The organism is Flavonifractor sp. An92 (assembly GCF_002159175.1).
Classification (GTDB): domain Bacteria; phylum Bacillota; class Clostridia; order Oscillospirales; family Oscillospiraceae; genus Pseudoflavonifractor_A.
On the sequence record NZ_NFGZ01000016.1, the window covers coordinates 33622 to 53792 of the forward strand.

A 20171-nucleotide genomic window follows, 5' to 3' on the forward strand; every position below is an offset into this window, starting at 1 on the left:
GTGTGGCCAAATTTCGCAGAAGAAACAAGTTGAAATGAAAAAAGAGGACCGGCCAAAGGCCGGTCCTCTGAAAAAACACACACCGAATCAGTCGGTCACGAAGGGCAGCAGGGCGATCTGACGGGCACGCTTGATGGCCTCGGTCAGCTGGCGCTGATGCATGGCGCAGGTGCCGGTGGTGCGGCGGGGCAGGATCTTGGAACGCTCAGACAGGAAACGGCGCAGCTTGGCCGCGTCCTTGTAGTCGATGTGCTCCACCTTGTCCACGCAGAAGGTACAAACCTTGCGGCGCTTGCGGCCGCGGGGACGCTCTCTATCCATAGCCATGGTACAGTTCTCCTTTCACGATACTTCCTCCGGACCGGGAGAGGTCCGGGGAGTGGAAATGGCGCTTACGCGCCCAGCCGCGCAGGGCGGCAAAAACACATTGTCTGCTGCGCCTTCTGAGATCAGAAGGGCAGCTCTCCGTCATCGTCGGACAGGTCGGCGAACTGGTCGCCGCCCATGGGGGCGGAGTAGGCGGGGGCGGCAGGAGCCGCCGGCGCGGACGGGGCGGAATAGCCGCCGTAGGCGCCCGCCGGGGCATAGCCGCCGGCGCTCTCGGCGTCCCGCTTGGAGTCGCCGAAGTACACATTATCCGCCACGACCTCAGCGGCACGGCGCTTGTTGCCGTCCCGGTCGGTCCAGTCACGCAGCTGCAGCCGGCCCTCCACCACGGCCATGCGGCCCTTGGTGAAGTAGCGGGAGACGAACTCCGCCGTGCTGCGCCAGGCGACGATGTCGATAAAATCCGTGCTCTTCTCGCCGGTGGACTTGTCCTTGAAGTCCCGGTCCACGGCCAGGGAGAAAGAGGCCACGGGGGTCCCCGTCTGGGTGTGCCGGAGCTCCGGGTCCCGGGTCAGGCGCCCCATGAGGATGATCCGATTCAGCATTTCGCTGCCCCCTTACTGCTCGTCCTTGCAGATGATGAGGGAGCGCATCACGCCGTCGGTGATCCGCAGGATACGGTCCAGCTCCTGGGGGAAGGCGGGAGCGGAGCTAAAGGTCATCAGAACGTAGTAGCCCTCGGTGTAGTCGTTGATGGGGTAGGCCATGTGACGCTTGCCCCACTCGTCAACCTCGGCCAGCGTGCCGTTGTTCTCCACCAGAGTCTTGAACTTCTCCACCAGGGCGGCGGTGGCCTCCTCGGTCAGGGTGGGATCGAGGATGTAGACGGCCTCATAGTTTGCATTCAGCTTTGCCATTTTGTTGCACCTCCTTATGGACATATGGCCCCCGCTCTCAGGCGGGAGCAAGGATTCAGCCTGCAAACGCAAGCTATATTATTATATAGGAATCTGCGGGTATGTCAAGGCTTTTTTCCGATTTTTGAAAAATTTTATCCCGCCTGCAGCCGCTCCCCCGCCAGGGCCATCTGCTCCGCCGTGGGGGTGAAGTCCAGCTTCAGGGACACCAGCCGGTCCGGCCAGCACAGGAGGTAGCAGTCCCGCGCCTCCCCGCCCAGGGTGAGCTGATAGGCTTTCTCCGCGCCCCAGGGCGCGGGGTCGCAGGGCTCATACACATAGCGGAATTCCGGCTCATCAAAGCTCCAGTCCTGGTACTCCTTTAACATCTCGTCCAGGCACAGATCGTAGAAGGGCGGGCATTTCACCTCCACCAGGGTGTATTCCAGTCCGGGCAGGATCTCCCCCTCCTGCCAGCGGACGTACTGGCTCACCTCCAGCTTGGAGAGAAACACCGTCTCCTCCAGTCTGGTGTTGGTGACATACTTCCCCTCCTCGCCGGTGAGCGCCTGCATCTGGAGAGGCGGCTCAACCCCGCTCTCGCTGGAAAAGGCCCCGCTGCGCACCCCGGACAACAGCATGGCGGTCAGCACGCCCCACAGCGCCAGGGCCAGCAGCACGTCCACCCCCAGGGTCACCACGCGGTTGACCTCGGTGGGGGCGCCCCGGCGTTTCAGGAAGTTTTTTGTCCCCTGGACCGCCAGCATCAGGACGGCGATGATCCCCACCTGCGCCGCCATTAGCGCCTGCATGCCGGAGCACCGCTCGGTCAACAGCCAGTAGAGAAGGCCGAGCACCACCAGGGCCGCCACACCCAGCAGCAGCTTATGGTGGCCCCTGGTGGGGACGAACTCCCCCAGGGCCGCCGCCTTCCGGGCCCGGTAACGCCAGCGGTAGTAGGTCCACAGGTCCGCTGCGCTGTACACAAACAGGCCCAGCCACGCAAGGCCGGTGAAAAGGTTCAGGCTATTGGACAGCAGGTCCACCGGCCGGTTCACCAGCGACCAGCAGAAGGAGCCGCCCATCCAGAAGCCCAGAAGGAGCCACACCCACAGCAGCACCACCATGATCCGGGTGGCCCGAGCCATCTGTTTGAGCTCCAGGGCCGGGTCGGTCTCGATGGGCAGCGGGTCCTCCTCGGCGCTGTAAAAGAAGTACATCTTTCCCGCGGCCGCCGCAAAGTGCCAGCCGCCGTGGGCACAGAAGTCCTGATAGGTCTGCTCCTCCTCGGTGGGGCCGGGGGCGAATTCCGAGAGGCGGTGGTCATAGGTCACCGTGAAGTGGAGCTTGGCGGGCTCGATGCGGCGGTAATGCCAGCCGAAGGGGGTCACCTTGTCCAGCAGCCAGCCCTCCGCCGCCCGCTTCTCCAGGTGGGCGGCCATGCCGGTGCGGTCGTAGAAGGAAAAGGGGATGAAATCGCGCTTGTGGTTTTTCATGTGAGGGCCTCCTCTCCAAACATCCGTCGGTAGTCCTCGGCCTGGGCGCAGATGCGCCGGTACTCGGCGTGGAGCCGGTCCCGGCCCTGGTCGGTGAGAATGTAGCTGCGCCGCCTCCCCTCCGCCTTGGTCTCCCGGATCATCCCGGCCTCCAGAAATTCCTCCAGCAGATGGTACAAGGTACCCGAGCCCACCTGCACCCGCCCGCCCGTCATAGCGGGGACCCGGTCCATGATGTCCATACCGCAGCACTCCCTGCTCAGGCACAGGAGGATGTAGTACATCTGCTCGGTGAGGGTCTGGAACTTCATGCGCGGCATGTGGTCCCGCCTCCTTTGTCGAATATCGATATTCTTTCTGTCTGTATTATAATCTCGAATATCGACATTGTCAATTCAAAGAAAGCAGCCGCCCCCGTAAATCCACAGAGGCGGCTGTCCAGGCCCGTCTGCTCTTTACAAGCAAACACGGGACCGATATACTTTTCTTATCTGAATTCTGTGGAAAGGAGTCCTCCTCATGCAACTGCCGGACTATTACGAGGCCGATGTGCTGCGCTACTTTGACCAGAAGCCCCAGGAGGCAGCCCTCTACGAGGCCTTGTTCCAGCGTCTGTGCGACGCCGTCCCCGACGCCTCCGTCAAGGTGCAGAAGAGCCAGATCAGCTTTTACGGCCGTCACCTCTTCGCCGCCGCCTCCATCCCGGTGCGCCGGAAAAGGAGCTGGCCGGAGCACTGTCTGCTGGTGACCTTCGGCCTGGCCTTCCGGCTGGACTCCCCCCGCATTGCCGTGGCGGTGGAGCCCTACCCCAACCGCTGGACCCACCATGTGGTCATCGACCGGCCGGAGCAGCTGGATGAGGAGTTGATGGGCTGGGTACGGGACGCCTATGACTTTGCCCAGAGCAAGTGATCAGCCCCGCGTGGCCACCGCCTCGGCGATGCGCACGCCGTCCACCGCGGCGGACATGATACCTCCGGCATAGCCCGCCCCCTCGCCGCAGGGGTACAGGCCTTCCAGGGCAGGACACTGAAAATCCTCCCCCCGCAGGATGCGCACCGGCGAGGACGAGCGGGTCTCCACGCCGGTGAGAACGGCATCCGGGTGGGCAAAGCCGTGGACCTTCCGGTCAAAAATGGGCAACGCCTCCCGCAGGGTGTCGGTGACATAGTCGGGCAGGCATTGCGTGAGGTCGGTCCAGGTGACCCCGGGCCGGTAGGTGGGCTGGACCGCTCCCGGTCCAGCAGAGGCTTTTCCGGCCAGGAAATCTCCCACTTTTTGGGCGGGGGCGGCGTAGGACCGCCCGCCCAGCTCCCAGGCGGCCTTCTCCCACTGCTCCTGGAAGCGCACCCCGGCCAGGGGGTCGTCGCCCGGGAAATCCTCCGGGCCCACGCCCACCAGGAAGCCGCCGTTGATGTTCTCCCCGTCCCGGGCGCGGCAGCTCATGCCGTTGGTGACCACGCCCCCCTCCTCCGAGGCGGCGGCCACCACCTGCCCGCCGGGGCAGACGCAGAAGGTGAAGGCGCTGCGGCCCGAGGGCAGGTGACAGGACAGCTTATAATCTGCCGGGGGCAGGTCCTTCCAGTAGTCGCCGAACTGGGCGGCACTGATGGCGGACTGCTTCTGCTCGATGCGTACCCCGATGGCGAAATTCTTCTGCTCCAGGGGGAGGCCCATGTCGTGCAGGAGCGCGAAGGTGTCCCGGGCGGAGTGGCCGGGGGCCAGCACCAGGGCGTCACAGGGCAGCTCGTAGCGCTCCCCATCGTGCTCCACGGTGACGGAAGTCACCCTTCCGTTCTCCGTCTGAATCCCGGTAAGACGGCTCTCAAAGCGCACCTCGCAGCCCAGCCGGAGAAGTTCCAGGCGGATGTTCTTCACCACGGTGCGCAAAATGTCGGTGCCGATGTGGGGCTTGTGGCTCCAGGCCACGTCGGCGGGAGCGCCGAATTCCACCAAGGTGTCCAAAACGGTGGAAATACGGCTGTCGTGGGTGCCGGTGGTGAGCTTTCCGTCGGAAAAGGTGCCCGCGCCGCCCTCGCCGAACTGTACGTTGGAGAGGGGCGAGAGTTTCCCCTCCCGCCAGAAGCGCTCCACGTCCTCCGCCCGCTGCTCCACGGGGCGGCCCCGCTCCAACACGATGGAGGGGACCCCCGCTCGGGCCAGATACAGGGCGGCGAAGAGCCCGGCGGGGCCCATGCCCACCACCACCGGCCTCTGCTTGGAGGTCCGGAGCACCGGTGGGAAGCGGTAGACCTTCCGCTCCACCTTGCTCACCTGTTTGGACTTACAGCGGGCGAGGACCTTGTCCTCTTTGTCCACGGCGACCTGCACCGAGCAGACCAGGTGGACGTCATTTTTCTTCCGGGCGTCGATGGACTGCCGGATGAGCCGCAGTCCCCCCACAGCCTCCGCCGGTACGCCCAGCACTTTGGCGCAGCGGCGGCGCAGCTCCGGTTCTCCCGCCCCCACCGGCAGCTTCACATTCTGGATCAGCAGCATGGAAGCTCCTTACAGCCGGGTGGCGGTCTCCAGCGCCACCTCCATCATGGCGGTGAAGGCGGTCTGCCGCTCCTGGGGGGTGGTGGCCTTATTGGTGAGGATCTCGTCGGACACGGTGAGGAGGGTCATGGCCCGCTTGCCGCACCGAGCGGCGTTGCAGTAGAGGGCCAGGCTCTCCATCTCCAGGGCCAGCACGCCCATCTTCCGCCACGCCTCCACCGGGGAGATGTCGTCGTAGAAGGTATCATTGGAGCCCACGTTGCCCACCACCACGGGGTAGCCCTTCTCCCGGGCGATGGCCTCGGCCTCCTTCACCAGGGGGAAAGAGGCGATGGGGGCGAAGGTGCCGGGGAGCTGGTACTGGGCAGCGTAGTTGGAGTTGGAGCAGGCGCCCAGGGCGATCACCAGGTCGCCCAGATGGAGGTCCTCCTGGATGGAGCCGGTGGTGCCGATGCGGATGATGTTCTCCACGCCGTAGAAGTGGAAGAGCTCATAGGAGTAGATGCCCATGGAGGGGCAGCCCATGCCGCTGCCCTGCACCGAGACCGGCACGCCCTTATACTTGCCGGTAAAGCCCAGCATCCCCCGCACGCCGTTGACCTGAACGGCGTCGGTGAGGAAGGTTTCCGCGATGAACTTGGCCCGGAGGGGATCGCCGGGCATGAGGACGGTCTTGGCGTAGGCGCCGTTTTCCGCTTCGATGTGGGGGGTAGGCATAAAAATCGCTTCCTTTCTGTACTTGGTTCAGGATACCCGGATGGTGTAATCCTCCGCCCCGGGGAGGGCGGTGATAAACTCCTCCACCACGGTGCGGGCCCGCTCCGAGGCGGCGGTGAGCAGGCCCTCGCTGATGGCCCGCTCCTCCATGGAGGCCTTCTGGTCGGCGGTGAAGCCGGTGTAGTCCTCGATCTGGATGGGGTTGAAGATGTTCTTGGTCTCGTCAAAGACCTCAATGCTCTCCTCGTCGATGTCGTGGGAGAGGATCTTCCCCTCCGGCAGGGTGACGGAGATGGTCTTGCCGCTGACCTCCACCTGGAGCTCCGACAGGTCTACGCCCGCCTTGATGACCCCGTCATAGGCCACGATGAAGCTCTTGGTGGTGAAGGGCACCTTCCAGCCGTAAAAATCCAATTGGTTCTGGAATCGTCCCATATTGGTGTAGTGGTACTCCTGGGTGGCCAGCTCCTGGATGGCGCTCAGGCGCTGACCCAGCAGGGAGCTGGTGATCTGGGGCTGGCTGTTCCGTCCGGCCATGACGCCTCCCAGGAAGAAGGCGCCGGCCACCACGGCGATCAGGATCAGCACCAGGATCGCCCGCCGCTTCAGCTTGCCGAACCGGCGGACGGTCTGGGTGGTCTCACTCATGCAGTCTTTCCTTTCTCTCAGCCCTTCAACCCCTCCAGAGCGGACTGCGCCAGCAGCGCCGCGCCCAGGGGGATGGCCTCGTCATCGGTGCGGAAGTGTTCGTTGTGCCAGCAGGGGTTGTGCTGGCCGGGGAAGCCGGTGCCCAGCCAGTAGAAAAAGGCGGGCACCTCCTGGCCAAAGACCGCGAAGTCCTCCGAGCCCATGTCCGGGTTGGGAGACACCACGTGGTCCTCCCCCACCACCGCGGCGGCGGAGCGGCGGGCGATCCTGGTCATCTCCGGGGAGTTCACCGTGGCGGGGACACCGGGGTGGAATTCCACCTGGGCGGTGCAGCCGTAGGCGTTTGCCACCCCCACCGTCAGCTCCTCCAAGCGCTGCTCGGCGTGGCGGTGGGCCTGGGCGCCGTGGGCCCGGATGCTCCCGGTCATGGTGAGGACGTCGGGCACGAAGTTGTCCGGGGTCCCGGCGTGGATGGACAGCACCGAGCACACCACGCTCTCCAGCGGGTCGGTGTTGCGGCTCACCACGGTCTGGAGGGCGTTCACCACCCCGGCGGCGGCCACGATGACGTCGGTACACTTGTGGGGGGAGCCGCCGTGGCCGGACTTGCCGTGGAGGGTGATGGTGAAGTGGCTCTTGCCTGCCATCACCGGGCCCTCCATGGCGGCGATGTCCCCCACCGGCAGCTCCGGCCGGGTGTGGAGGGCAAAGATCCGCTCCGGCTTGGGCACCGGCAGCTTGTCCCACAGCCCATGGTCCAGCATGGCCTGGGCGCCCTGGGTGATCTCCTCAGCGGGCTGGAACACAAAGACCACGTTGCCCGCGACCTCCTCCTTCCGCTCGCTCAGGATCTTGGCCGCGCCCAGCAGGCAGGTGGTATGGAAATCGTGGCCGCAGGCGTGCATCTTGCCCGGCTCCTCGGATACCACGCCGTTGTCGGCGGGCTCCTGCTGCTCAATGGCGTCGATGTCGGCCCGCAGGGCCACGGTGGGGCCCTCCTGGCCGCCGAAGAGGACGGCCACCGCGCCGGTTTCCATCCCCAGGTCCACCAGATGCAGGCCCATGGCCAGCAGCTGGTCCTGGATGATCTTGGTGGTGCGCACCTCCTGGAAGCTCAGCTCCGGGTGAAGGTGGATATCATTCTTGATGCTCTGAAGCTCGGGCGCCAGGGCCTGGGCCCGCTCCCGTATGGAAGTCATAAAAACCCTTCTTTCTTGCAGTCGGTGTTGGTTCGTACTATACTATTATGTTATAAGTGGTCATTCGTCCGGAAACCCAGCCCTTCGCCGGTGTTCCCGAACACACTATATTCCATTCCCCTGGGATTTGCAAGGGGCGGGAGGGTTTTTATGCACGAAGAACAGCACGATTTCTCACAGGGCAGCATACCCCGCAACATTCTCAGTCTGGCCCTGCCCATGACGGCGGCCCAGCTCATCAATATCCTCTATAACATCGTGGACCGCATGTACATCGGGCGCATCCCCGGGGAGGGGCGGCTGGCTCTGACGGGCCTGGGGCTGTGTCTGCCCATCATCTCCATCCTCATCGGCTTTGCCAATCTCTGCGGCAGCGGAGGCGGCCCGCTGTGCTCCATCCACCGGGGCCGGGGCGACCGCGAAGAGGCTCAGAAAGTGATGGGCAATTCCTTCACGCTGCTCCTCCTCTTCGGCACAGCCCTCACGGTGCTGTGTCTCCTGTTCCGGCGTCCCATCCTCTACCTCTTCGGGGCCAGCGATGTGACCTACCCCTACGCCAACGACTACCTGACCATCTATCTGCTGGGTACCCTCTTCGTGATGATCGGTCTGGGTATGAATCCCTTTATCAACGCCCAGGGCTTCGGCCGGGTGGGCATGGGGACGGTGGCGCTGGGCGCGGTGGTGAACATCGTGCTGGACCCGGTCTTTATTTTTCTGCTGGGCATGGGAGTGAAGGGTGCCGCCCTGGCCACCGTGCTCTCCCAGGGCTGCTCGGCGGCGTGGGTGCTCCTCTTCCTCACCGGCAAGCGCACCGAGCTGCGCCTGCGCCTCTCTGACCTGCGCCTCCAGCGAACCCGGGTGGGGCGCATCCTGGGGCTGGGCTCCTCGGGCTTTGCCATGTCCCTCACCAACAGTCTGGTGCAGGTGCTGTGCAATGCCACGCTGAAGATCTACGGCGGCGACCTCTATGTGGGCGTGATGACGGTCATCAACTCCATCCGGGAGGTCATCTCCATGCCCATCCAGGGCATCACCCAGGGCTGTCAGCCGGTGCTGAGCTTCAACTACGGCGCCGGCCGGCCCGAGCGGGTGCGCCAGGGAGTGCGCTTCACCGCCGCCGTGACCATGGTCTACTCCATCGTCGTTTGGGTGGTCACCCTGGCGGTTCCGGGCTTCCTGATCCGCATCTTCAACGACGACCCGCTGCTCCTGGCCGACGGCGTGCCCGCCTTCCGCATCTACTTCGCCACCTTCGCCTTCATGTCCTTCCAGTTCATCGGCCAGTCGGTGTTCGTGGCCCTGGGCCGGTCCCGCAGCGCGGTGTTCTTCTCCCTGCTGCGCAAGGCCTTCATTGTGGCCCCGCTGACCGTCCTCCTGCCCCTGTTCGGCCTGGGGGTGAACGGCGTGTTCCTGGCCGAGCCCATCTCCAACGTGGTGGGGGGCCTGGCCTGCGTGCTGACCATGTATTGCACCGTCTACCGCCATCTGGACGCCGTCCGCTGACCTTCCCGCGCTCCGCCTTATCCAGGCGGAGCGTCTTTTTATACATCGTTTTTACAAAAAGTTCACAAACTTCCTATGCTTCGCCCTTGCACTTTTACCAAAAACGCGGTATAATAATCCCAGTTTGAATGAGAAAGGAGATGAGAGATATGATTCTGACCAAGTTCCGCGGCGCCTATGGCAGCGATGTGGACGAGCTCATTTTTGGCAGTGAGGAAGACGTCATTTACAGCGAGCGCTGATCCGGTTTCGGAAAAGAGAGTCGTTTGAATGGTTCCACACCTGTGAGCTTGTGACAGCCACAACGGTGTGGATTTTCTTTTTGGATCCCAATCCGATGCAGCTGTATTCGGTCCCCTGCGGACCGTTGCGATACAACACCCTGCCTTCTTGATCCGTCTGGGCGTGGACCGTTCCGGTCCACGCCCGTTTTTTCTGCTCCGTCACAAAACCTTAATGAAATCTCCATAGAATTCCCCACCGCTTCGTGCTAAGCTGGTACATCATACAGAGAAACGGAGCGCTGACCCATGAAACGCTATTCCTGGCCGCTGACGCTGCTGCTCACCCTGGTTCTGCTGGGCGGCGGCGGGTATTTTCTGTGGCGGACCGGCTTTTTCGCCATCACTTCCCTGGAGGGGATGCGGACCTATATCCAGAACTTCGCCCCCTACTCCCACCTCCTCTATTTTCTCATCCAGCTGGCCTCGGTGATCCTGGCCCCCATCCCCAGCAACCTGACCGCCATGGCGGGAGGCCTGCTGTTCGGGGCGGGGCTCTCCTTCCTGCTCACCGCCGGGGCGGTGATTTTGGGCTCCATGATCGTCTTTCTGCTGGCCCAGGCGCTGGGGCGCTCCTTCGCCGACCGCTTCGTGAGCCAGCGGGTCAGCGAGCGCTACCTGGAGATCATCCGGCGCAAGCGGGATGTGTTCCTGGCCCTGGTGTTCCTCTTCCCCTTCTTCCCCGACGACCTCATCTGCATCCTGGCGGGGCTCACCGACATCCCGCCCCTGCGCTTTCTGGTTTTGGTGACCCTCACCCGGCCCTGGGGCCTGCTGGTGGCCTGTGCTCTGGGCGGATCGGTGATCTCCATCCCCATCTGGACCATGGTGCTCATCGGGGCGGTGGGGCTGGTGCTGTTCCTGGTGGCCCTCAAGTACGGCGACCGGTGGGAGGCCGCCCTGCTGGAGCGTTTTCAGAAATAAAACAAGAGGCCGGACCCCGCTGTGGGGTCCGGCCTCTCTTATCTCTTATGGTTTATGCTTCGGGGGCGGGGGCGGGAGTCTCAGCGGCCGGAGCCGGAGCCGCGGGGGCCTCGGCCTCCTTCCGCGTGCCCAGATAGGAGGGCAGCTCCATGCCGGCCATGTCGAACATCTCGCTCATGGGGGGGATGCTCTTCATCATGCCGGAGACAAAGTTGGCGGTGGCGGTCTTGCCGTCCTTGTTCTCGCCGCCGTCCCAGACGGTGACCTTGTCGATCTTGATGTTCTTCACGGCGTCCACCTGGATGCGCATGAGCTCCTCCATCTTGTCGGCCAGCATCAGGCGCACGGCGCTGTCGGCGTCGCCGCCGGCGGCGGCCACCACCTGGCGCAGACCGTCGGCCTGCTTCAGCAGGATCTCCTGGGCGCCCTGGGCCTCGGCCTGCATCTTGGCCAGGATAGCGTCGGCCTCACCTTTGGCCTTGCGGCGGATCTGCTCAGCCTCGGCCTCGGCCTCCAGCTCCTTCTTGCGCTTCTCGATCTCGGTCTTGACGATGATGTCGGCCTCCTGGGTGGCCTTCTCACGGGCGGCACGGGCGGCCTCGGCCTTCTGCTCGGCGGCGTAGGCCTCCTCCAGGGCCTGAGCGGCGGCGATCTTCTCGGCAGCGGTGGCGATGCGGGTGGCCTCGGCCTCCTTCTCCCGGCGCTGGGCGTTGGACATGGCCACTTCCACCTTGGCGTTGTTCTCACCCTGGATGGCCATGGCGTCGGCCTGGGCCACCTGGACGCGCTGGTCCTTGCGGGCGTTGGCCTCACCGATGGAGCCGTCGCGGTCCTTCTCGGCCACGTTCTTCTTGGCGTCGTTGATGGCCTTGGCAGCGGCCTCCTTACCGAGGGCGTCGATATAGCCGGACTCGTCGGAGATGTCGGTGACGTTGACGTTGATGAGGCGCAGGCCGATCTTCTTCAGCTCGCCCTCCACGTTGCGGGAGACCGCCTCCAGGAACTTGTCGCGGTCGGTGTTGATCTCCTCGATGTCCATGGTGGCGATGACCAGACGCAGCTGACCGAAGATGATATCCTTGGCCAGCTCCTGGATCTCCTGGAGCTTCAGGCCCAGCAGGCGCTCGGCGGCATTCTGCATGACGCCGGGCTCAGTGGAGATACCCACAGTGAAGCGGCTGGGTACGTTGATGCGGATGTTCTGGCGGGACAGGGCGTTCTCCAGGTCCACCGAGATGGACAGGGGGGTCAGATCCAGGAACTCATAGGACTGGATCACGGGCCAGACGAAGGCCGCGCCGCCGTGGATACACTTGGCCGAACGGGCCGAGCCGTCCTTGTTGCTGCCCACCTTACCGTAGATGACCATGACCTTGTCGGAGGGGCACTTCTTATAGCGCTTGATGAGGAAGAGCAGCAGAGAGAATACGATGAGTACGATGACACAGGTGAGGACCATTCCAAAGATGTTGTCGAACATAGCTTACCTCTCTTTCGTTCAATCGTTTGTGGTCGGTTCTACCAGAAGCACCGCGCCGTCCAGACCGGTGACCAATACGGTGCTGCCGGTGGGGAGGGCGGCGGAGCTTTCCGTCTCCGCTTCAAATTCCCGGAGCTGGTCCTGGACCAGCACCGTCACCTTGCCCCGGCCCGAGCGGACTGGCGGGATGGTGAGATAGACGCTGCCCGTCTGGCCGATGGCCCCCCGCAGGCGGAGGGTGCCGTCGGTCTGGAGGTTGAGGGCCGCCCGGACCAGGAGGGCCATGCCCACCATGCCCGCCACGCCGATCTGTATCCCCAGGAAGAGGGCCAGCCAGGCGGGGAGGAACTGGCAGAGCCACAGGCTCCCCCAGCCGAAGAGGGCGAAGAAGGCCACCACGCCCCGCAGGGTAAAAATCTGCAGCGGGGCTCCGGTCGTGTCCGGCGCGTCGGGAATGCCGTCACCGTCCACGTCGATCCAGCCATCGGGGAACCCATCTCCGTCCAGATCCGCCGCCCCGTCGGGGATACCGTCCCCGTCCAGATCGGCGCCCGGACCGCCCCCGCCCAGCAGGAGCAAAATGGTCTGGACCAGCAGCAGGAGCGTGGCCGGTACGGCCACATAGAGGAGCACGTGCTCCAGGGTCGTCAGGGATTGCCACCAGAGGGCCATGTTAGACCTCCTTTCCCTCGTTGGTGTCCAATTCTGTGATGAGAGTCTCGGCCCGGCGTTTCAGCACGCAGGAGAACCAGGCCGTCAGGATGATCCGCAGCACCTGCTCCACGCGGGCCTTGGCGCCGGGGATCACCTCCTCATAGGGCTCCAGGGCCTGCGCGCACCATGCGTCCAGCTCGGACTGGGTGGGGAGGACCCCCTGTTCCATCCGGAGCGTCAGAGCGGAGACATAGCCGTAGAGCTGTTCGTCGTCGATGAGGTCATCGCTCTCGTCGTCCAGGTCGCCGTTGACATAGCTGAGCAGGCAGCAGATCTTATCCAGTTGCAGGCAGTCTTTCAGCAGGTTGATGGTGGCGATGCGGCAGAACTGCCGGCGGCTGTAACGCTTCCGCACCGGCGGAGAGACGAAGCCGCGCCGCACCCAATTTTGGACCGTATAGGGCTCGAGCCCGGTGAGCTGTGCCACCTGGGACAGCATCAACCCCCCTGCCAGGAAGAGGGGCTTCAACACAGTCTCCGCCGCGTCCGGTTGCCCCGGGTCCACCGGAATGGTGGTACCTGGTAGTGTGTGTGGCATGTACGCCGCCTCCTCTCTTTAGGGTGATTTGATTGTATCATACAGTCATGTGATTGTCAAACAGAATCGTTAGATTTTATAAAAAAGTAAGAAATCCCCGGTCCCATTTTGGGACCGGGGATCGTAAAACGGTTTACTCCACGATCTCGCCGGTGAGGACGGTCTTGCTGTCCACCACCAGCGCGCCGTCCCGGACGTCCACCGTGAGGGTGTCGCCGGGCTGGACCTCGTCGCCGATGATCTTGCGGCTGATGAGGGTCTCCACGGTGTGCTGCAGGTACCGGCGCAGGGGCCGGGCGCCATAGATGGGGTCGTAGGCCTCGTCGATGATGAACTGCTTGGCCGCCGGGGTGAGGACGCAGGAGAGCTGCTTGTCGCCCAGGCGCTGGTTGATCTCGCCCACCATCAGGTCGATGATGTGAGTGATGTTGTCCTTGGTCAGGGGCTTGTAGAACACGATCTCGTCCAGACGGTTCAGGAACTCGGGGCGGAAGGAGTGCTTCAGCAGGTCGCTCACCTGGTTGCGGGCATTCTCGCTGATCTCGCCGTCGGCATCGATGCCGTCCAGCAGGAACTGGGAACCCAGGTTGGAGGTCAGGATGATGATGGTGTTCTTGAAGTCCACGGTGCGGCCCTGGCTGTCGGTGATGCGGCCATCGTCCAGCACCTGCAGGAGGACGTTAAAGACGTCGGGATGGGCCTTCTCCACCTCATCGAAGAGGATGACGGAGTAGGGTTTTCTTCTCACGGCCTCGGTGAGCTGGCCGCCCTCCTCATAGCCCACGTATCCGGGAGGCGCTCCGATCAGGCGGGACACGGAGAACTTCTCCATGTACTCGCTCATGTCGATACGCACCATGTTCTTCTCGCTGTCGAACAGGGCCTCGGCCAGGGTCTTGGCCAGCTCGGTCTTGCCCACGCCGGTGGGGCCCAGGAACAGGAAGGAGCCGATGGGCCGGTTGGGGTCGGCGATACCGGCGCGGCTTCTCAGGATGGACTCGGACACCAGGCGCACGGCCTCGTCCTGGCCCACCACCCGCTGGTGGAGGATGTCCTCCAGGTGCAGCAGCTTCTCCCGCTCGCCCTCCATCAGCTTGGCCACGGGGATGCCGGTCCAGCGCTCAATGATGCGGGCGATCTCCTCTTCGGTGACCTTATCCCGCAGCAGCGAGGCCTCCTTGCCCTGCTGGGCAATGGCCTCCTCGGCCTCCAGCTGGCGGCGCAACTCGGGGATCTTGCCGTACTGGAGCTCGGCGGCCTTGTTCAGGTCGTACTCCCGCTGGGCCTTCTCCAGCTGGGCATTGGCGGCTTCCAGGTCCTCGCGCAGCTTCTGGACCTTGCCGATGGCGTTCTTCTCGTTCTCCCACTGGGCCTTCTTGGCGTTGAACTCGTCCCGCATCTCGGCCAGTTCCTTCTGGATTTCAGCCAGATGCTCACGGGACAGGGCGTCGTCCTCCTTCTTGAGGGCGGCCTCCTCGATCTCGTGCTGGATGATCTTACGCTGGATGACATCCAGCTCGGTGGGCATGGAGTCGATCTCGGTGCGGATCATGGCACAGGCCTCATCGATGAGGTCGATGGCCTTATCCGGGAGGAAGCGGTCGGTGATGTAGCGGTTGGAGAGGGTGGCGGCGGCGATGATGGCGCCGTCCTGGATCTTTACGCCGTGGAACACCTCATAGCGCTCCTTCAGGCCGCGGAGGATGGCGATGGTGTCCTCCACGGTGGGCTCGTTGACCATGACGGTCTGGAACCGGCGCTCCAGGGCGGCGTCCTTCTCGATGTACTGGCGGTACTCGTTGAGGGTAGTGGCGCCGATGCAGTGCAGCTCGCCCCGGGCCAGCATAGGCTTCAGGAGGTTTCCCGCGTCCATGGAGCCCTCGGTCTTGCCGGCGCCCACGATGGTGTGCAGCTCGTCGATGAAGAGGATGATGCGGCCCTCGGACTTCTTGACCTCGTTCAGGACGGCCTTCAGCCGCTCCTCGAACTCGCCGCGGTACTTGGCGCCGGCGATCAGCGCGCCCATATCCAGGGCGAAAATGGTCTTGTCCTTCAGGGATCCGGGCACATCGCCCTTCACGATCCGCTGGGCCAGGCCCTCGGCGATGGCGGTCTTGCCGACGCCGGGCTCGCCGATGAGGACGGGGTTGTTCTTGCTCTTTCGGCTCAGGATGCGGATGACGTTACGGATCTCGTCATCCCGGCCGATGACCGGGTCCAGCTTGTTCTGGCGGGCCCGCTCCACCAGGTCGGTGCCGTACTTCTTCAGGGCGTCATAGGTCTCCTCGGGGTTGTCCGAGGTGACGCGCTGGTTGCCGCGGACCTTGGAGAGGGCCTGCAGAACACCCTCCTTGGTAATATTATAGGTGCGGAAGAGCTCCTTGAGGGCCCGGTTGGGGTGCTCCACCAGGGCCAGCAGCAGGTGCTCCACCGAGACATACTCGTCCTTCATGGACGCGGCGATGGACTCGGCGGCGTTGAAAGCTTGGTCCACGTCCTGGGCCACATAGATCTTGCCCTGCTCCCGACCGGAGCCGGAGACCCGGGGCAGCTTCTCCACCTCGGCCTTGGCGGCGGCGGTGAGGGAGGGCACGGTGAGGCCCATGTTCTCCAGGAGCTGGGGCACCAGGCCGCCCTCGGCGGTCAGGAGGGCCAGGAGCAGATGGGGCTGCTCGATCTGCTGGTTGCCGTACTCGGTGGCCAGGCTCTGGGCCGCCTGGACGGCCTCCAGGGATTTCTGGGTATATTTCTGAGCGTTCATAACGCGATTCACATCCTTTCGGAGCGGAAAAATTGAAAAGTCATGAAAAGGAGCCGGCCAGCAAGGACTGACCGGCTCCCCGTACCTGGTTTACTCGATGGCGATCTTGCGGGCCTCGGGCACCACGGGGCGGGCCTTGGGCAGGTTCAGCTCCAGGATGCCGTCCTTGTAGGAGGCGGTGATGCCGTTCTCATCGATGCCCGTCACATCAAAGCTGCGGGAGAAGCTGCCGTAACGGCGCTCGCGGCGGATGTACTCGCCCTTGCTGTTCTTCTCCTCGTCGCTCTCCTGATGCTCGGCGTGGATGGTCAGGATGCCGTCCTTCAGGTCCAGGTGGATGTCCTCCTTCTTGAAGCCGGGCAGCTCGGATTCTAAGACAAAGCGGTCGCCGGCGTCCCGGATGTCGGTGCGGAAGGCGGGGAGGTTGGCGCCGCTGTCCGAGAAGAACTTGCGCTGGAAGTTATCGAAGGTGTCGAAGAAATTGTCGTTGCGATTTTCAAAGGGAAGCATACCAAACATAAGTCAAAACTCCTTTTTGGCGGTTGAATTTGGGTGAGAACAGTTCTGGCACTCAGCCTTATCGACTGCTGACAGGTGGCTCAGGCCGGGGTCTCCGGTCGGGGCCTCTGTTTCTCATCCCCCGTTTGTTGCCTTTAGTATAGGGCTCAATTATGAATAAATCATGAACGTAATATGTCTGAATTGTAAATGTTAGCACTCTCGATTCAAGAGTGCTAATTTCGCAGAGCCGCAAAACTTCCTGTTTACTCCCGGGCGGAAAAGCATTATACTACTGGGTGCAATCTTGGGTCTATGTAAGGAGAGAGAGTATGAAACGGACCAATGATCTGGGCCGGGACCCGGTCTTTCCCCTGGTGCTCCGCCTGGCCATCCCCACCATGCTGGCCCAGCTGGTGAGCGTGCTGTACAGCATCGTGGACCGCATTTACATCGGCAACATCCCGGACATCGGAGGGCTGGCCCTGGCGGGTGTGGGCGTGTGCGGCCCCATCGTGACGCTGCTGAGCTCCTTCGCCTCCCTGGTGGGACTGGGCGGCAGCCCCATCATGGCCATGCGCATGGGCGAGGGCCGGATGGCCAAGGCCAAGCAGATTCTGAATAACTGCTTTGCCATGCTGCTGGTGCTGTCCCTGGTGCTGACGGTCAGCTTCCTGCTGGCCAAGGACCACCTGCTCATGTGGTTCGGCGCCAGCCCGGCCACCTTCCCCTACGCCAACACCTATATGACCATCTACACCGCGGGCACCTTCTTCGCCCTCATGGCCACCGGCATGAACAACTTCCTCATCTGCCAGGGCTTCTCCGGGCTGGGTATGGCCACGGTGATGCTGGGCGCGGTGCTGAACATCGTGCTGGACCCGGTGTTCATCTTCCTGCTGGACATGGGCGTGGCCGGCGCGGCGGTGGCCACGGTGCTGAGCCAGATGGCATCCTGTGTGTTCGTGCTGACCATGCTCCTCAGCCGCCGGGTGCCGGTGCGCCTGGGCTGGGGGTTCTTCTCCTGGCCGGTGATGCGCCGGGTGCTGGCCTTCGGCCTGTCCCCCTTCCTCATCATCGCCACCGACAGCGTGCTGCTCATCGTCCTCAACACTGTGCTCCAGCGCTACGGCGGGGCCGAGCTGGGCGACACCCTGGTGACCTGCGCCACCATCGTGCAGAGCTATCTGCTCCTCATCACCATGCCCATGGGCGGCATGACCCTGGGCACCCAGCCGGTCATCAGCTTCAACTTCGGCGCGGGCCAGCCGGAGCGCATCAAAGTGGCCCTCAAATCCATCGTGGGGCTGTGCCTCGCCTTCTGCGCGCTGATGATGGTGGTGACCTACACCATCTCCCCGCTGTTCGTGCGCCTGTTCAGCAGTGACGCCGAGATCATGGCCCGCTCGGTGAAGTACATCAAAATGTTCACCTGCATGATCATCCCACTGGCCATCCAGTACCCCCTGGTGGATGAGACCACCGCCCTGGGCCACGTGCGGCAGGCGCTGTTCTGCTCCCTGTTCCGCAAGACGGTGTTCCTGGCCGCCCTGCTGCTCCTCCCCTACTTCTTCGGGGCGGAGGCCACCTTCTACTCCGAGCCCATCGCCGACCTGGTGGCCGCCACCATGACCACTATCCTCTTCCTGCGGGCCCTCCCCCGCATCCTGGCCCAGTGTACCCACGGCGCCCGGCACCGCCGCAACCTGACCCAGACCGTGGAGAACAGCCAATAAGCAAAAGGCCCGGCGTACCGCAAGCGGTACGCCGGGCCTTTTTTGTGTTTACCACACCACGGTGGCGAAATAATCGTCGGGGGTCTCGGCCCGGCGGATGAGCTCCACGGAGCCGTCCTCCTTCAGCAGCAGCTCCGCCGAACGCAGGCGGCCGTTGTACTGATAGCCCATGGCGTGGCCGTGGGCGCCGGTGTCGTGGATGACCAGCAGGTCTCCGATATCGATCTTGGGAAGCATGCGGTCGATGGCGAACTTGTCGCTGTTCTCGCACAGGGCGCCCACCACGTCGTACTTGTGGTCGCAGGGGGCGTTCTCCTTGCCCAGGACGGTGATGTGGTGGTAGGCCCCATAAATGGCCGGGCGCATCAGGTTGGAGGCGCAGGCGTCCACGCCGATATACTCCTTATAGGTGTGCTTCTCGTGGACGGCCCGGGTGACCAAGTGTCCGTAGGGGGCCAGCATGAAGCGGCCCAGCTCGGTGCAGAGGGACACATCCCCCATGCCCGCGGGCACCAGGATCTCCTCATAAGCCTTGCGCACTCCCTCGCCGATGACGGCGATGTCGTTTTCCGGCTGCTCGGGGCGGTAGGGCACGCCCACGCCGCCGGAGAGGTTGATGAAGGTGATGTGGCAGCCAGTCTCCTGCTGGAGCTCCACGGCGGTCTGGAAGAGGATGCGGGCCAGGGCGGGGTAGTAGTCGTTGGAGATGGTGTTGGAGGCCAGGAAGGCGTGGATGCCGAACTCCTCCGCCCCCAGCTCCTTCAGGCGGCGGAAGGCCTCGGTCATCTGGGGCCGGGTGAGGCCGTACTTGGCCTCGCCAGGGTTGTCCATGACCTGGAAGCCCTCTTTGCTCTCGCCCAGGGTAAAGGTGCCGCCCGGATTATACCGGCAGGAGATTTTTTTCGGAATATAACCCAGTGTATCCTTCAAAAAGTTCACATGGGTGAGGTCGTCCAGGTTGATGGTGGCCCCCAGCTTGGCGGCCAGCTCAAACTCCTCCGCCGGGGTCTCGTTAGAGGAGAACATGATCTCCCCTCCTGAGAAGCCGCAGCGGTCGGACATCATCAGCTCCACCAGGGAGGAGCAGTCCACACCGCAGCCCTCCTCCTTCAGCAGCTTCAGGATAGCAGGCGTGGGAGTGGCCTTCACGGCAAAGTATTCCTTGAAACCGGGGTTCCAGGCAAAGGCGGCCTTCAGCCGCCGGGCGTTGGCCCGGATGCCCGCCTCGTCGTAGATGTAGAAGGGCGTGGGGTAGCGCCGGGCGATGTCCTCGGCCTGCTCCCGGGTGAGGAAGGGAGTTTTCATTCGGTTCACCTGACTTTTCTCAATGTAGTGCGGCAAAGAATCCATTCTTTACTATAAAGAATTCCGGGGGAATTTGTCAAGTGCCCGCCCGGAACTCTTGACAAAGAAAAAAAAGTGCGGTACCATACTGTTCGCTTCCTAACAATAAAAAAGAGAGAGGTGGTCAACATCCAGCTGCAAAACGACTGCGGCGCATGGATCAACCGGCTGTCCCACAAGGTAAAGAAGCGGCTCAACGCCACTCTGGCGGATCTGGGCATCACCGGCGTACAGAGCCGGGTGCTCCACTACATCCTGATCCACGCCCAGGAGGGCCCGGTCTATCAGCGGGATGTGGAGAGCGCCTTTGAGCTCAGCCGTTCCACCACCACCGGCATCCTGCAGCTGCTGGAGCGGGACGGGCTGCTCACCCGGGAGAGCGTGGAGTGCGACGCCCGGCTCAAAAGCCTCATCCCCACCCCCCGGGCCGCCGAGATCGACGCCCAGGTGCGGGACTGCATCCGGGAGATCGAGGGCCAGCTTCTGCGGGACATCCCGCCGGAGGACATCCAACGCTTTTTGAAGATCGCCGCAAAAATGTCGGAAAATCTGGACCATTGACGGTCCGCAATGTCCCCTATTCCCGTCCGCGCCGCCTGCGCGGACA

Annotated in this window: 20 protein-coding genes; 5 read left to right on the forward strand and 15 right to left on the reverse strand. The window is 63.5% G+C overall.

Going from position 1 to position 20171, the window contains the following annotated elements:
• Nucleotides 1-87: 87 nt before the first annotated feature.
• From rpsR to B5G43_RS11400, 5 genes are all read right to left on the reverse strand, one after another.
• Nucleotides 88-327: a 30S ribosomal protein S18 gene (rpsR, locus tag B5G43_RS11380; protein WP_087238992.1), complete on the reverse strand. Its 240-nt coding sequence runs from the start codon at nt 325-327 to the stop codon at nt 88-90.
• Between the two features lie 122 nt (nt 328-449).
• Nucleotides 450-932, reverse strand: a complete 483-nt coding sequence (gene ssb, locus B5G43_RS11385; RefSeq protein WP_087261444.1) for a single-stranded DNA-binding protein — start codon at nt 930-932, stop codon at nt 450-452.
• Between the two features lie 12 nt (nt 933-944).
• Complete coding sequence (gene rpsF, locus B5G43_RS11390) at nt 945-1244, reverse strand: 30S ribosomal protein S6 (RefSeq protein WP_087261447.1); 300 nt, start codon at nt 1242-1244, stop codon at nt 945-947.
• 134 nt (nt 1245-1378) lie between these two features.
• A complete protein-coding gene (locus B5G43_RS11395) occupies nt 1379-2719 on the reverse strand; it encodes a DUF2812 domain-containing protein (RefSeq protein ID WP_087261451.1) in 1341 nt (446 codons plus the stop codon).
• The gene (locus B5G43_RS11400) at nt 2716-3039 is read right to left on the reverse strand and encodes a PadR family transcriptional regulator (RefSeq protein ID WP_087261454.1); all 324 of its coding nucleotides are present in this window, start codon (nt 3037-3039) and stop codon (nt 2716-2718) included. Before B5G43_RS11400 ends, B5G43_RS11395 begins: the two co-directional genes overlap by 4 nt.
• Nucleotides 3040-3238: 199 nt before the next feature.
• On the opposite strand from B5G43_RS11400, the gene B5G43_RS11405 reads away from it, so the two are divergent.
• Nucleotides 3239-3631 (forward strand): DUF5655 domain-containing protein, encoded by a 393-nt coding sequence (locus tag B5G43_RS11405; RefSeq protein WP_087261457.1) that lies wholly within the window; start codon nt 3239-3241, stop codon nt 3629-3631.
• On the opposite strand, the gene B5G43_RS11410 is transcribed toward B5G43_RS11405, so the two are convergent.
• Genes B5G43_RS11410 through B5G43_RS11425 form a run of 4 tightly spaced genes read right to left on the reverse strand, consistent with a single transcriptional unit; the run spans nt 3632 to nt 7782 of the window.
• On the reverse strand, nt 3632-5218 hold the full coding sequence (locus tag B5G43_RS11410; protein WP_087261461.1) for an FAD-dependent protein: 1587 nt from the start codon (nt 5216-5218) through the stop codon (nt 3632-3634). It abuts the gene before it with no gap.
• A 9-nt stretch (nt 5219-5227) separates the two neighbouring features.
• Nucleotides 5228-5935, reverse strand: a complete 708-nt coding sequence (deoD, locus tag B5G43_RS11415) for a purine-nucleoside phosphorylase (protein WP_087261465.1) — start codon at nt 5933-5935, stop codon at nt 5228-5230.
• A gap of 27 nt (nt 5936-5962) precedes the next feature.
• Complete coding sequence (locus tag B5G43_RS11420) at nt 5963-6583, reverse strand: DUF4230 domain-containing protein (protein WP_087261467.1); 621 nt, start codon at nt 6581-6583, stop codon at nt 5963-5965.
• Between the two features lie 17 nt (nt 6584-6600).
• The gene (locus B5G43_RS11425) at nt 6601-7782 is read right to left on the reverse strand and encodes a M20 family metallopeptidase (RefSeq protein WP_087261469.1); all 1182 of its coding nucleotides are present in this window, start codon (nt 7780-7782) and stop codon (nt 6601-6603) included.
• 150 nt (nt 7783-7932) lie between these two features.
• Here B5G43_RS11425 and B5G43_RS11430 point away from each other — a divergent pair, with 150 nt between their 5' ends.
• Together B5G43_RS11430 and B5G43_RS11435 are read left to right on the forward strand one after the other, a co-directional pair.
• Nucleotides 7933-9288, forward strand: a complete 1356-nt coding sequence (locus tag B5G43_RS11430; protein ID WP_087261472.1) for an MATE family efflux transporter — start codon at nt 7933-7935, stop codon at nt 9286-9288.
• Nucleotides 9289-9818: 530 nt separating this feature from the next.
• The gene (locus B5G43_RS11435) at nt 9819-10493 is read left to right on the forward strand and encodes a VTT domain-containing protein (protein WP_087261474.1); all 675 of its coding nucleotides are present in this window, start codon (nt 9819-9821) and stop codon (nt 10491-10493) included.
• A gap of 52 nt (nt 10494-10545) precedes the next feature.
• Here B5G43_RS11435 and B5G43_RS11440 read toward each other — a convergent pair whose 3' ends face one another.
• From B5G43_RS11440 to B5G43_RS11460, 5 genes are all read right to left on the reverse strand, one after another.
• Nucleotides 10546-11973 carry a flotillin family protein gene (locus tag B5G43_RS11440; protein ID WP_087261476.1) on the reverse strand — a complete coding sequence of 476 codons (1428 nt, stop codon included), beginning with the start codon at nt 11971-11973 and terminating at the stop codon, nt 10546-10548.
• Nucleotides 11974-11991: 18 nt separating this feature from the next.
• Nucleotides 11992-12645, reverse strand: a complete 654-nt coding sequence (locus tag B5G43_RS11445) for an NfeD family protein (protein ID WP_087261478.1) — start codon at nt 12643-12645, stop codon at nt 11992-11994.
• 1 nt (nt 12646) lies between these two features.
• Nucleotides 12647-13225, reverse strand: coding sequence for a DUF1836 domain-containing protein (locus tag B5G43_RS11450; RefSeq protein ID WP_087261480.1), 579 nt, complete (start codon nt 13223-13225; stop codon nt 12647-12649).
• Between the two features lie 133 nt (nt 13226-13358).
• A complete protein-coding gene (gene clpB / locus B5G43_RS11455; protein ID WP_087261482.1) occupies nt 13359-15986 on the reverse strand; it encodes an ATP-dependent chaperone ClpB in 2628 nt (875 codons plus the stop codon).
• Nucleotides 15987-16076: 90 nt separating this feature from the next.
• Nucleotides 16077-16505 (reverse strand): Hsp20/alpha crystallin family protein, encoded by a 429-nt coding sequence (locus tag B5G43_RS11460; RefSeq protein ID WP_087261484.1) that lies wholly within the window; start codon nt 16503-16505, stop codon nt 16077-16079.
• Between the two features lie 311 nt (nt 16506-16816).
• Here B5G43_RS11460 and B5G43_RS11465 point away from each other — a divergent pair, with 311 nt between their 5' ends.
• Nucleotides 16817-18220 (forward strand): MATE family efflux transporter, encoded by a 1404-nt coding sequence (locus B5G43_RS11465; RefSeq protein ID WP_164488739.1) that lies wholly within the window; start codon nt 16817-16819, stop codon nt 18218-18220.
• A gap of 48 nt (nt 18221-18268) precedes the next feature.
• Here the strand turns inward: B5G43_RS11465 and B5G43_RS11470 are convergent, their stop codons facing one another.
• Nucleotides 18269-19525 carry a diaminopimelate decarboxylase gene (locus B5G43_RS11470; protein ID WP_087261486.1) on the reverse strand — a complete coding sequence of 419 codons (1257 nt, stop codon included), beginning with the start codon at nt 19523-19525 and terminating at the stop codon, nt 18269-18271.
• 159 nt (nt 19526-19684) lie between these two features.
• Here B5G43_RS11470 and B5G43_RS11475 point away from each other — a divergent pair, with 159 nt between their 5' ends.
• Nucleotides 19685-20125, forward strand: coding sequence for a MarR family transcriptional regulator (locus B5G43_RS11475; protein WP_158097419.1), 441 nt, complete (start codon nt 19685-19687; stop codon nt 20123-20125).
• The last annotated feature ends 46 nt before the right edge of the window (nt 20126-20171 follow it).